The sequence below is a fragment of the Saccharophagus degradans 2-40 genome (genome assembly GCF_000013665.1).
GTDB lineage: Bacteria > Pseudomonadota > Gammaproteobacteria > Pseudomonadales > Cellvibrionaceae > Saccharophagus > Saccharophagus degradans.
The window spans coordinates 808,786-821,234 of the sequence record NC_007912.1 but is presented as its reverse complement, the minus strand read 5'-3'; the positions used below and the strand labels follow the sequence as shown (position 1 = coordinate 821,234).

Below are 12,449 nucleotides of genomic sequence, written 5' to 3'. Positions count from 1 at the left end.
ACAACAAGAAAGGGGCTCGTTACTTAACTAAACAGCTTGGCGTGCTCAGCGAACCATCTGAATTACCCTGCATACCAAAAGAGGTAGATTGCCCAGCGCTTAAATTACCGTTCCAACTAATGTTAGTAGCCGATACAGTATTACCAGATGCCGATACAGCAGCATTCCAACTACCAGTAAGCTGTGGCGATTCACCAAAATCGAGTTCAATACTCCAACCACTTACCGCTGCAGCACCATTATTAGAAACTGTTACATCTAATTGATATCCGCTGCCCCAATGGTTCATTTTGGTTACCGCACAAGCCACACCTGCAACGCCCCCTGAACTGCTCGACGAAGAACTTGAAGTCGAACTAGAAGAGCTAGAAGACGAACTACTCGACGAGCTTGATGTGGAAGAACTGCTAGAAGAGCTGGATGAACTCGAAGAGCTACTGCTAGAGCTAGATGAAGAGCTCGAGCTAGACGTGCCGCACGAATTAATCACTCCACCATTGCCACTTTGACTTTCGCAAGTTGTTCTACCAATACAACTCTGCTGGTTCTCCCATCCCCAACCGCTGTTTTGGTTATTGCATAGAGGGCGCGGTGCATCTTGATACCACTTACACATTTCTACACACTCCCCACCCGATGAACTCGAAGAGCTGGAACTGGATGTGGAAGAGCTGCTAGAAGAACTCGAGCCGCTCGACGAAGAGCTACTACTAGAAGACGACGAGCTAGAAGTCGAACTGGAAGAACTTGACGAAGAGCTAGATGAGCTAGAAGAACTTGACGAGCTAGAACCGCTACCCGAATCGGCGTAGTCATCATAAAACGCCATTGCCCAAACCAATGCACCATTCCAGTTAATAGTAATTTCGTTGGTCGACCAAGATTCAATATCATCCATATAGCATTTGGCAGGCGTTGAAACACAAGCACTTAGCGCGGCGGCGGCAACGCCATCTTCTAACCCTGCGTTAGGGCCACCAGAAAGCGCACCAGGCGGCAACCATGGGTAACTTCCATTTAATGCCCCAGCCCAAAAGCGGTGATGCGGCTGTTGCAAAGCATTTTCGCCATGCCCAGAAATATAAGAAAACGATAAGGTATTATTACCAAATAAATAGTTAACTGCTTTCGACACCGTTTTCGCGTAAACGTCATCGCCAGTAAAATCGTATGCCAAACCAAGTAACGCAATTTTATTGGCTACGCCATTGTTAGAACCCCAGTAGTAATCCAGCGCGGACGATGGTGTTAAATAGCCGGCAGCATTACTGGTAGCGACATGGGTATCTGCAATTTCTACAATTTTTGCACGAGCAGTCGCACGCAAATTTGCGGTGTGATTAGCAGGCACAACCGCTAACGACATCAACGCAGGCAACTCGGTATCTGGCCAGCCCCAATCAATGCGCGTTACATTGTAGTTGTTAATGGTTGAAAGATATTTGCTATCGCCAGTGGTAATGTATAACTCAGCAGCAGCCCAGAAAAACTCGTCGTCCGCCACTTCATCGCCGTAACCACCGCCGCCATTATCGTAGCCGCCAGTGTAAACATCGTTAGGGTTTTGCAGGGCTGCATCCCATGCGCGCTCTGCGGCAGTTAAACAACTTGCTGCAAAACTCGCATCTATTTCGTCAAATAAACGCGCACACTGCGCGCCTGTGGCCGCAACGTTAAGGGTTGCAGTAACCGAAGGCGGCACAAGCGCGCGCTCGCGATTATCTTCATGGGGTGCTAGTGGCAAGCCTGTCCAACCCACATCGTGCATTTTGTGGTGCACCATGCCAGCTTTCGCTTCGCCCTCTGGCACTTGCATGGCTAATAAAAACTCCATTTGCCAGCGAGCTTCATCCAAAATATCCGCCACGCCATTGCCGCTTTCAGGAATATTTAATGTACCGTCGGCGTATTTATTTTGGCTGCCACTAATGTGCAAGGCACGCTCGTACATGTTTAATAGCTTCCATACGGAAATGCCACCGTTTACAACATATTTACCGTGGTCACCGGCATCGTACCAACCTTTAGTTACGTCTAAGGCGTAGTTGCAACCACTGCCCGACCAACACGGCACCGCATTATCGCCTTGGTTAGCATTTTGATTAATGTGACCTGCGGGCCTAGCCCACTGAGCATTCGCCGCGTAGCTACCGTTACCGCCACCGGTGTACTGCGTTTCAATCGCGATACCCGAACGGTTGTGATAAAAGTAACGGATGGAATCGTATAAAACCGGTGTAAATGCGTCGGCAGAAATTTCAAAGGGGTAACTTTCATCGCCGCCCACAAGCAAACTAAAACCTTCGCCGGTTGCACTCACCGCAGAAAAATCGATATGGTGAATATTGTCACCCGAGGCTGCATCTGTACCCTTTGGGGTTGTAGTGCCACTTGCAACCACACTGCCATTACGCAGTAACTGCCACGTTTGTGCCGTATTTGATGGCGCAACATAACTGGCAACTTTGGCACCATTGGGTATATAGCCTACTTGGTTAACACGTGGGTTACCCACCTCGGCCTGCGCCGCACTTAAGGTAACCGCCGAAGCAACTGCCACGGCAATGGCTGACTTAGCGACTTTTTTTACTGATTGTTCAAACATGATTGAAGTAAGATTCATTGCGAATCTCCTTTAGTTAATTTTTTATATTTTAGATAAAGCTTGAGAACCACCACGCAAAGAAAATGCGTGCTAACAAGAAGGGGAGAGTTTACCAGTTACTAATTTGCAATACGGCGAGGGGCGTCGCAGAAAACATTGAACCCTCATCGCAAAATGGTTTCTATATCAACATGCAATCACCTTGTGCTCACCTAGGCTAGATTAGTCACATTAAGTAGATTGTTTAGGAGAATGATGATTAAAAAGAAGGAATAGGCTTAGATTACTTAACCTCGCCTGCTTAGCTACTCCAATTTAGCCAAGCACTTATATATGTCGCGATAAAAAACTAGATAGAAAATAGAATTGTAAGCGCCAATGCCAATGCCGCTGGCGCCGCCTGAATATAAAGTATTTTTTTACCTACAGTAGCTGCACCGTATAAGCCAGCCACCACTACACACAATAAAAAGAAGATTCGTATATGCGCGCCCGCGTCAGCAAGTATAATCCCCCATAGTAAGCCAGCAGCTAAAAAGCCGTTGTACAAACCTTGGTTTGCAGCCAGCACTTTGGTGGCTTGCGCTTTTTCTGGGGTTAACCGAAATGTTTTTAGCCCTATGGGCTTATCCCATAAAAACATCTCTAACACTAAAAAATAAATATGCAGTAAGGCCACAACGCCACACAGAACTAATGCAAACACGTCCATATTCAAAGCTCCTTTTAAGTAATGGCGCGCACTCGAAAATTGCGGCCTTTTAATTTTCCATCGCGAATTTTATTTAAAGCAGTTTTCATTACTGGCAAAGCAACCGCCACGTAAGACGAATTATCAAAAACACTAATCTTACCTATTTCTGTACCTGCAATACCGTTCTCACCGGTAAGCCCGCCGACAATATCCCCAGGCCGTACTTTTTGCTTTTTACCACCATCAATTTGCAGCGTGGCCATTTTGGGTTTGGGTGCAGGGTAATCCAGCACGCTTGTTGGCGGTAACTTATCGTTAACCACTTGCTGCCCCATGGTTTCTTCTAACCGCGCTAATTTAAAATGTTCTTTTTCGCTATAAATAGAGCACGCAATACCTTTTGCGCCCGCACGGCCGGTGCGACCAATACGGTGTACGTGCACTTCCATATCGCGCGCTATGTGATAATTAATAACAGCATCTAACGATTCAATATCTAACCCGCGTGCCGCTACATCGGTGGCTACCAACACGGTGGCACTGCCATTGGCAAACCGCACTAGGGTTAAATCTCTATCGCGCTGCTCCAAATCACCATGTAATGCCAACGCAGTAAAACCATGACCAGCTAAATCATCGGCCACCATTTGTGTTTCGCGCTTGGTGTTGCAAAACACTACGGCAGATTCAGGTTTGTGTTGCAGTAGAAGTAAGCGCACCGCCAATAGACGTTGATCGTCGTTATCAACTTTGTAAAAGCGCTGCTTAATCGTGCTGGTATCGTGCGTAGATTCAACTTGCGTCATTACTGGTGCCGTCATTATGCGACTGGCTATGGCTTGTATCTCTTCAGGAAACGTTGCGCTAAAAAGCAGTGTTTGGCGCTGCTTAGGCATGGTTTCTATAATGGCATCTAGCGCTGCCTGAAACCCCATTTCTAGCATGCGGTCTGCTTCATCCAGCACCAATACAGAAAGCTTGCTTAGGTCTAAATTATTTTTACGTACATGCTCTTCTACACGGCCAGGGGTACCCACTACTATATGGGCACCGTGCTCCAGCGAACCTATTTGCGGGCCAAAGGGCATACCTCCGCACAAAGTGAGCACTTTGATATTGTGAATGGCGCGAGCAAGCCGTCGGATTTCTTTCGCTACCTGATCGGCTAGCTCTCGGGTTGGGCACAGCACAAGGCTCTGCACGTAGAAGCGCTTTACATCCAAACTATTCAGCAGCCCTAACCCAAATGCCGCCGTTTTGCCCGACCCAGTTTTACCCTGCCCTATCACATCTTTACCGGCAATAATATTCGGTAAACTTTGGGCTTGAATGGGCGTCATGGTGTTATAGCCAAGCGATTCTAGGTTTTGCATTAAACCTGGCTGCAGGCCAATAGAAGAAAAGGCGGTATTGGATGAATCAGACAAAACAGTATTCCTATAAAAAGGCGCCACCAACGGCGCAGCCGCTATGATAAACAGTGGCGGCGCGAGTATACAGGGGAAACTGGTTTAAATAGCCAATATACTAATAAAAACGCGCCCAGTATGTTTTATTCGCAGCGCAAAGCCAGCCTAAAACTATTAACAACAGCCCTTTTCTGCTACATTTTGCACTTACACTTACCTCGCTAGAAACATGAGATTCCACTATGAGCAGCCTGCAAGATCAGCTACTTAAAGCCGGCCTAATAGATGCCAAAAAAGCTAAACAGACCAAAAAAGAGAAGGCGAAACAGGCCAAAGGGCAGCGTAAATCCGCCCAACCACATATAGACGAGACCAAGGAAGCCGCCAAGCGCGCTTTAGCAGAAAAAGCAGAGCGCGATCGTCAGCTGAATGCAGAGCGCGATGCTCTAGCGCAGCAAAAAGCCATTCAGGCGCAAATCAAGCAATTAATTAGCCTGAATAAGCTGCCAAAAGATGGCGATATTGCCTATAACTTCAAAGATGGTACAACCATCAAAAAAGTGCATGTTTCGCAAAAACTCGTAGATCAACTAAGCCGCGGGCAACTGGCAATAGCCAAATTAGACAACGGGTACGAGGTGGTACCAGCAGTGGTGGCCGAAAAAATTGCAATGCGCGATGCAAGTTTCGTTGTTGCGCAGGTAGTGAAAACCGCAGAAGTGGAAGCTGAGGACGATCCGTACGCAGATTACGCCATCCCAGATGACTTGATGTGGTAATAAAAAACCAACAGGCGCTTTAATAGGCTTATGAGTTAAGCGAAGCACAATAGTATGCGAAAAATTTTCTGCTGCTTAGGCTTCGCAGCACTCCCTCTTCATTTCAGCTATTTTATTTGGCGCGCAGTCCTACTTTAAATATTATTTCTTCAATATTCATAGGCCTACCACTATTAACTATTTAAATAATTGAAAATATTTTCGCATCTTCCGCCCCAGCCCAGCGTGAGCTGCTTTTTATATCTCTATAGCCAGCATTGATTATTTACTCAGCTATTATTGATAGATCGCTTCCGTCTAATGCAACGAGATCAATATGAAACTACCTGCCACACACGTAACTAAACTTACCGCCCTACTGTGCATGCTACTCACTACCAACCTTTATGCCGACGTGGGCGCGCCTTTCGAAGTTAAAATGGTTGTGCTAGAAAACGGCGAAACGCGCCACATAAAATACAATATCCACTCGGGCGAAACATGGTGGAGCAGCACAACACAATGGCAAAAAATAGAAGAGCCTGAGCCAATCTCCCGCTCTACTTACGACTACACAATGGTGAGCACTGGCATGTACTGGCGCTTAATACGCGTAGACAAGCTCACTGGTGAAGCATGGAAAAATAGTGGTGGCCGCTGGGTAAAATTCACCACAAAACCGAAGGAAGAAGAAGTAAAAAATAAATACTAGCATCTCAGGAATATAGGGACGAGAACATATTCGTCGCAATCAAACTGAACAACCACCACCGCTTAAAAATTATTTCGCCGCATCTAACACAGCGCTTGCGGCGCCACTCAGCTTCGCTCTTTCACTGCAGCAGCTCTTTCCCGCCACTCAACCAAACGTTCAACCAGTAGCACGTAAATCAAACCGTTAAACATATTCTTTTGTAATCACATTGCAACTAAAACACAGGTAACGTTAAAGTACATACTGGATTATCATTCCCAATAACTTATTAATCTATCGTCAAAATAAAGTGCTTCGCGCCAACCTTGGACACACCGGCTTTCGCACATTACTTTTCACAATAAAAAAGGATATTTTTATTCATGAAAAACTTATTTTTACTCTCAACGTTTACTCTCCTTATTTGTACTTTACCCACTGCACACGCACATCGAGGCTTTGATTCCTATCAACCTCAAATAGCATGGAGTGATTGCTACCCAGAACTCTCTTTTTTAGGTGACTATCAATGCGGTGAAGTGCTTGCACCACTCAACTACAGACGATATTACGGAGGTGAACCTTCCTCGGACAACCAAATATCTTTAAAATTTGTACGTATTCCAGCGCAAAACCCTGAAGCCCAAAAAGGCACACTATTTTTTAACTACGGTGGCCCTGGTGGACCGGCAATACAAAATACTATTTATCTTGGCAGTCAAATGCTCACCCAAGAAGTTAGAGATCAATACGACCTCGTAGGATTTGACCCACGTGGCATAGGTGAAAGCACCCCATTGAAATGCTTCACTCAATACGAAGAGTTTATGCCTTACTTAAGTACACCAAGCTACCCAAGAACTGCAATTGAAGAGCTTGATAAAATTGATCTCTCTGACGTTATTGCTAACGCCTGTGAAGCCCGAGGCGGAGAACTATATAAAAACATGACAACGGCGGATGTGGCGCGTGATTTAGATTGGCTACGCCGCGCATTCGGTGACGATGAACTTAACTTTTACGGCATGTCGTACGGTTCGTATGTAGGCGCAACCTACGCCAATATGTACCCTCGCAATGTAGGACGTATTATTGTTGATGGCGTAATCGATCCTGTCGCGTGGGCCACAGGCCGCGGCTTTCAGAGTTGGTTTGAGCCAGTTACATCGCGTATCCGCAGCGATAAAAGCTCTGCCGACAGTCTGAACGAGTTCTATCGCCTTTGCAGCTTAGCGAACGACAATTGCGCAATAAGCGAAGCACCTGAGCAAGCGATGGCGACGGCAATTATTTTAACAGAAGACTACAGTGTTCCCGTTACCGATATATACGGCAACACATTTATATTAACAGAACAAATTCTCGTGCAAGAAACAATCAGCGCCATGTACTCGCCGACAGCATGGGAAAGCTTCGCTAATTTAATTGGTCAACTTGTAGCGCTTTATAATTTTCTTGAAAGCCAACCTACGCCATTGAATTCCGAAACACAGCTATCCAATGTAAATACTGCTTACAATTATTACAAAGTAGAACTCTACGGCGAAGACTCAGACCTCGAAGAATTCCAGGATTACTCAGAAGATGAGACGATATTAACGAGTATTGAATGGTTTCCGAATGTGATGTGCTCTGATAGTAATAACCCCTACAGCCCATATAGCTGGATAGACTCAAGCTACAGAGCAGAACAAAAACACGGTTTAGCCGGAGCCTATTGGAATTGGAGTTCCGCTCCCTGTGCGCATATTAAGCCTTCGCGCTCGCGTTATGCTGGGCCATTTAGGCACTGGACCAAGAACCCCATTTTAATTATTAACACATACTTCGACCCTGCAACCGCCTTAGAAGGCGCAATTGCACTTAATCGATTAATGCCAAATTCTCACTTGCTACCCGTAGAAGGCTGGGGACATGTGTCGTTTCTATCTTCGCAATGCGCAGATGAAGCGAGTTCGGAGTTTCTTATAAATGGCAAATTGCCAGAGCACGGAACAGTGTGCGAACCATCGATAGCGCCATTTAATTTAAGTTTAGATATAGCTACGGCTGATATAAAAGCACCTGCGAATATAGAACGCCAACGCAAACACTGGGTTAATAGCGTCCATTCAAATCACCACAAGCTGCACGCTCGTAAACGCCTAAATAGATTGCTCCGCAATATCAAGCAGTAATCAAATCACTTTCCTTTCAGGGTGCGTATCGCACCCTAGTCAACCGCTCGACAGCCTATCTGGCCAGGCAAACCTACCACTGGTAAAATGTACTTTTTATACAATAGCCCACGGAAGATGCTTCGAACTGTGAGCCGCCACTAAAATTAATCCATTTAGTCGTACGATGGGGCATTTATAAAGCGCTCACAGGTAAAGGATTAGGACATTAAATAATGACAACGCCATCTAACAATAACGATCACACCCCCATCTCTCCTGCAGTTTACGCTACGCCAACCAGCGACCTCGAGCCTGAGTACGCCTGCGAATATCAAATACTTGCTAGACTAAAAAGACAACAGAGCTTTCTGCTATGTGTGTTTTTTGCTTTGGTCATACCGCCATTTATATTTTGGGCGATATGGGCTTCTGGGTTTCCACGTATACCAATGTTTGCCTTTCTTATTCCTAGCGTAGTTGCTGGTTTTACAATTAAATTTCTAGCTCGCCCATTCTCCATGGTTATGCGTATTATTCCATCGCTAATCGTTGCTGCTATAGTTGCCTTAGCATTTACCCTACAGCAGATTACCGTCTATTCATTTTTTATGCCTTTCTTTAGCTTTCTTATATGCTTGGCCGTTTCGCGCCGAATGCTCTCTTTCGAAGAAGAGGCTGTACTGTACAAAGTACGTCTAGGCAAACTGAAATAGTTCTACCGAACTCACTCTAAAAAATAGCATTACAACCCAACTTAACAATGGATTAGCCATGCAAGAACAAAGCAACTACCAGTTTTTATTACTATTTATTGCTATAGCCGTAATAACTTTTTTCGTTGGGCGACATAAAGCTAAGCTACGCACGCAGGCACTTACCGAAAAAGCGCGCAGCCTAGGCATGCAGTTTTCACACCCGCCAAGGGTAGAAACCACGCAACGATTCAATAATTTCGCCTTGTTCGACCGCGGCCGCTCACAATCCTTTTTAAACGAATTGTGGCGAAAAGATATCAATGAAGAAGTATGTGTATTCGGCTACCGTTATGTAACGGGCAGTGGTAAAAACTCAACCACTCATATGCAAACCGTATTTGCGGTTACAAACAAGCAGTTGAATTTACCTAATTTTGAGTTAAACCCAGAAAACTTTTTTCATAAAATAGGTCAGGTATTTGGCTACAGCGATATCGACTTCGACAACCACCCCAGCTTTTCCAAATCATATTTGCTGCGCGGGTCTAACGAAGCGCAAATACGCCAGCTATTTAACCGCAATGTTATTCAGTATTTTGAAAAACACGCAAAACTTAGTGTAGAAGGGCAAGGCGATACGCTCCTCATTTACAAACAAAGATCACGAGTAGAGCCACATGAACTGCAACAGTTTATTCAAAACTGCACGCAGTTATACAAATTAATGCTAACCCAATAACAAACCAGTTTTTAAACTCGCTGCAAAAGCTCGGTTTTTTTCGCATTAAATTCCTCATCGGTAAGCGCACCACTATCGCGCAATTGCGCTAGCTTACCTATGTAATCTAACGCTGTATTTACATCCATTGCGGGCTGATTACTCGCATCTATTTGCCCACCAGCCATATCTACGCTTACATCGGTGTTTACATTGTTAGCCGTATAGCTATTGCTATTACTTGAGCTAGCTTGAGCAAAATTGGTTTGCGGTGCAGGCGCAATTCCCGGCCCCGACAGCAATGGTAGGCTAGACACTGAAATAGTACCGAACTGGCTACTAAACGTTAGCGAAGTATCCCCGCCTTGCTGCTGGCTCACCCCGCCAATATTATGATTAAGCGTATCGTAAACAGATACCTGCCCATATAGCTCTACCGCCAAGCGATTAGGAAACACCGCATAGCGAATATTATTTTGCCCACCACTGCTAAAAGGGCTGCCTAAATGCGCTGGCCACCACTGATTGCTGCCAGGGGTGCCCGCTGGCACCACCGGAAAAACCTGATTATTGGCCAATACATTAGCAAGCTCGTTACACAGGTTATCGACTGTAGCCTTTAAACCGTGGTTAAACATATCGCCAACCATTGTCATTCCGCCGCGCATCCACTGGCCCGAACCGCCCAGCTCAGGGCAGCAAAATTGCGCCATCGAACCGCCGCCATTATTTACCGCAACCAACATATGAATAACGGCATCATTACTTAGCCCATAGCGAGAGCTAATATTATTAACAAGGGTCTGACCAACATCTGTGAGTTTTTGCATGGTAACGGTCCTAAATTCATATCATTTATATAGCGCTGCAATGCACATTGCATATGGCAAACCGCAGCGATGTGGTTAAGCGTGACAAACAGTAATTCGTACTTAAAGAAGAGTGTGAACGCGTGAAAAGGCGAAACGAAGAAGAGATGTAAGCTCAGTATACGCTCATTAATGCTAAATAGATGTGACAGTTTTTAATTATTATTCGGGATTACGAAATACCCCACTTACTGTTTATTGCTCTGCCTGCGGGTAATGGCAAAAAAATACAGAAAATTGCAGTTAAACCAAACTGTAAAAAGTGGCAAACCTTGTATAAAGTGTGAATTGCGGATCTTTATGGTGCATTTAGGGTCGTAAAACTTGTAAATGCTCCCATACAAACTTAAGCCAGTGTACTTTCGACCGACAAACCAACAACACACCACCTACAAAGCACAATGACAGGGCAAGCAATGAATCCGAATTTAAGCGACGCGATCGAACTTATTATTACCCCTAAAGAAAAAGACTTAGGCGAATTCACTGTGCGACGAACCTTGCCCTCGGCCAAGCGCCAAGCTGTGGGGCCTTGGATCTTTTTCGATCATATGGGCCCAGCTGTTTTTCCCGCTGGCAGTGGCGTGAATGTACGCCCTCACCCGCATATTAACCTAGCGACCGTGACCTATTTATTTGACGGAGAAATTCTTCACCGCGATTCGCTTGGCAATAAACGAGCCATTCGCCCCGGTGACCTTAACCTTATGGTTGCAGGTAAAGGTATTACCCACTCTGAGCGAGAGCGGCCAGAAGTAAATAGCGTGCAACATAGCCTGCACGGCTTACAGCTTTGGCTAGCATTGCCAGAGGAGCACGAAGAAACAGACCCAGCCTTTTACCATTACCCATCTGCTGATTTACCCAAACTAACCGTAAACGGTGTGCCATTGCGCGTAATGATCGGCTCTGCCTATGGCGTTACCTCCCCCGTTAAAACCTTTGCCACCACCCTGTATGTAGAAGCCCACCTGCAAGCGGGCCAAACACTGGCGCTGCCCACTGCCGACGAACGTGCGGTTTATATCGCGAGCGGTAAATTGTGTATAGATAACACTCCGCTCGCTGCACATTCACTTACCGTACTACGCAATACGACAAATGTTCATATTACTGCAGAAGAAGAATCACGCATTGCGATTTTAGGTGGCTCACCTGTAGGTAAACGATTTATTGAGTGGAATTTTGTGTCTAGCAGCCAAGCGCGAATAGATGCAGCAAAAAAGCAATGGCAACTACAGCAGTTCGACAAGGTAGTAGGGGATGAAATTGAATTTATTCCACTCCCCTAACAATAGCTTTGGAGAAAAAATGAAAACCATATTACCTATTACTTTAATATTAGCGCTTTTTACTATTACTGCTTGCAGCAAAGTAAATGATGAGCAAAACAAAGAAGAAGAGAAAAGTACCACCGTTACTTACCATTGCCAACGCGGCGAAAGCATTGACGTACTTTTTACATCAAGTGCCGCCATACTTACTCGCAACAGCGAACAGCACACACTCGCGCAACAACCCACCGGCTCGGGCTTTCTTTATAGCAACGGCAAAATTAGCATACGCGGTAAGGGCGACAATATCATTTTAGAAATAGGTCGCATGGCACCACTTGATTGCAACGCGCAATAATTTAGCGCTAATCTACAATCAAACCGTGTACTAAAAAAAATCAAACCATGCACTAAAGCCTGTATCAAGCTCTACAAATTCGCTCTATAAATAAAATTTCCGCACGCACACGCTTAACACTAGCACGTGCGAAAAATCTAATTTCCTACTAAAGCTTTTCCGCTAATTATTTATTGCCGTTTTATACTTTCACTATACACAGTAACTTTAGTGCCA

At 45.3% G+C, this 12,449-nt stretch carries 11 protein-coding genes; 7 read left to right on the top strand and 4 right to left on the bottom strand.

Annotated features, from left to right (window positions below; all coding sequences use genetic code 11):
- Positions 1 to 19 precede the first annotated feature (19 nt).
- From SDE_RS03470 to dbpA, 3 genes are all read right to left on the bottom strand, one after another.
- Entirely contained in the window at positions 20 to 2,623 is a 2,604-nt protein-coding gene (locus SDE_RS03470) for a glycoside hydrolase family 9 protein (RefSeq protein WP_011467132.1), read from the bottom strand.
- 331 nt (positions 2,624 to 2,954) lie between these two features.
- Entirely contained in the window at positions 2,955 to 3,317 is a 363-nt protein-coding gene (locus SDE_RS03465; protein WP_011467131.1) for a DUF1304 domain-containing protein, read from the bottom strand.
- 14 nt (positions 3,318 to 3,331) lie between these two features.
- Positions 3,332 to 4,726, bottom strand: coding sequence for an ATP-dependent RNA helicase DbpA (gene dbpA / locus SDE_RS03460; protein ID WP_011467130.1), 1,395 nt, complete (start codon positions 4,724 to 4,726; stop codon positions 3,332 to 3,334).
- A gap of 224 nt (positions 4,727 to 4,950) precedes the next feature.
- On the opposite strand from dbpA, the gene SDE_RS03455 reads away from it, so the two are divergent.
- From SDE_RS03455 to SDE_RS03435, 5 genes are all read left to right on the top strand, one after another.
- Positions 4,951 to 5,487, top strand: coding sequence for a DUF2058 domain-containing protein (locus SDE_RS03455; protein ID WP_011467129.1), 537 nt, complete (start codon positions 4,951 to 4,953; stop codon positions 5,485 to 5,487).
- A gap of 316 nt (positions 5,488 to 5,803) precedes the next feature.
- Complete coding sequence (locus SDE_RS03450) at positions 5,804 to 6,178, top strand: hypothetical protein (RefSeq protein WP_011467128.1); 375 nt, start codon at positions 5,804 to 5,806, stop codon at positions 6,176 to 6,178.
- Positions 6,179 to 6,543: 365 nt separating this feature from the next.
- Positions 6,544 to 8,337: an alpha/beta hydrolase gene (locus SDE_RS03445; protein ID WP_011467127.1), complete on the top strand. Its 1,794-nt coding sequence runs from the start codon at positions 6,544 to 6,546 to the stop codon at positions 8,335 to 8,337.
- A gap of 215 nt (positions 8,338 to 8,552) precedes the next feature.
- The gene (locus tag SDE_RS03440) at positions 8,553 to 9,032 is read left to right on the top strand and encodes a hypothetical protein (RefSeq protein WP_011467126.1); all 480 of its coding nucleotides are present in this window, start codon (positions 8,553 to 8,555) and stop codon (positions 9,030 to 9,032) included.
- 58 nt (positions 9,033 to 9,090) lie between these two features.
- On the top strand, positions 9,091 to 9,753 hold the full coding sequence (locus SDE_RS03435; protein ID WP_011467125.1) for a hypothetical protein: 663 nt from the start codon (positions 9,091 to 9,093) through the stop codon (positions 9,751 to 9,753).
- Between the two features lie 11 nt (positions 9,754 to 9,764).
- Here SDE_RS03435 and SDE_RS03430 read toward each other — a convergent pair whose 3' ends face one another.
- Positions 9,765 to 10,562: an SHOCT domain-containing protein gene (locus SDE_RS03430; protein ID WP_011467124.1), complete on the bottom strand. Its 798-nt coding sequence runs from the start codon at positions 10,560 to 10,562 to the stop codon at positions 9,765 to 9,767.
- Between the two features lie 455 nt (positions 10,563 to 11,017).
- Here SDE_RS03430 and SDE_RS03425 point away from each other — a divergent pair, with 455 nt between their 5' ends.
- Both SDE_RS03425 and SDE_RS03420 read left to right on the top strand, forming a co-directional pair.
- Positions 11,018 to 11,893 carry a pirin family protein gene (locus tag SDE_RS03425; RefSeq protein ID WP_011467123.1) on the top strand — a complete coding sequence of 292 codons (876 nt, stop codon included), beginning with the start codon at positions 11,018 to 11,020 and terminating at the stop codon, positions 11,891 to 11,893.
- Positions 11,894 to 11,912: 19 nt separating this feature from the next.
- A complete protein-coding gene (locus SDE_RS03420; RefSeq protein WP_011467122.1) occupies positions 11,913 to 12,233 on the top strand; it encodes an MliC family protein in 321 nt (106 codons plus the stop codon).
- Positions 12,234 to 12,449: the final 216 nt, after the last annotated feature.

Excerpts from the sequence above, each read along its gene's own strand:
- SDE_RS03440 (WP_011467126.1), top strand. The coding sequence starts at position 8,553 with ATGACAACGCCATCTAACAATAACGATCACACCCCCATCTCTCCTGCA.
- SDE_RS03450 (WP_011467128.1), top strand. The coding sequence starts at position 5,804 with ATGAAACTACCTGCCACACACGTAACTAAACTTACCGCCCTACTGTGC.
- SDE_RS03420 (WP_011467122.1), top strand. The coding sequence starts at position 11,913 with ATGAAAACCATATTACCTATTACTTTAATATTAGCGCTTTTTACTATT.
- SDE_RS03470 (WP_011467132.1), bottom strand. The coding sequence starts at position 2,623 with ATGAATCTTACTTCAATCATGTTTGAACAATCAGTAAAAAAAGTCGCT.
- SDE_RS03455 (WP_011467129.1), top strand. The coding sequence starts at position 4,951 with ATGAGCAGCCTGCAAGATCAGCTACTTAAAGCCGGCCTAATAGATGCC.
- SDE_RS03435 (WP_011467125.1), top strand. The coding sequence starts at position 9,091 with ATGCAAGAACAAAGCAACTACCAGTTTTTATTACTATTTATTGCTATA.
- SDE_RS03445 (WP_011467127.1), top strand. The coding sequence starts at position 6,544 with ATGAAAAACTTATTTTTACTCTCAACGTTTACTCTCCTTATTTGTACT.
- SDE_RS03430 (WP_011467124.1), bottom strand. The coding sequence starts at position 10,562 with ATGCAAAAACTCACAGATGTTGGTCAGACCCTTGTTAATAATATTAGC.
- SDE_RS03465 (WP_011467131.1), bottom strand. The coding sequence starts at position 3,317 with ATGGACGTGTTTGCATTAGTTCTGTGTGGCGTTGTGGCCTTACTGCAT.
- SDE_RS03425 (WP_011467123.1), top strand. The coding sequence starts at position 11,018 with ATGAATCCGAATTTAAGCGACGCGATCGAACTTATTATTACCCCTAAA.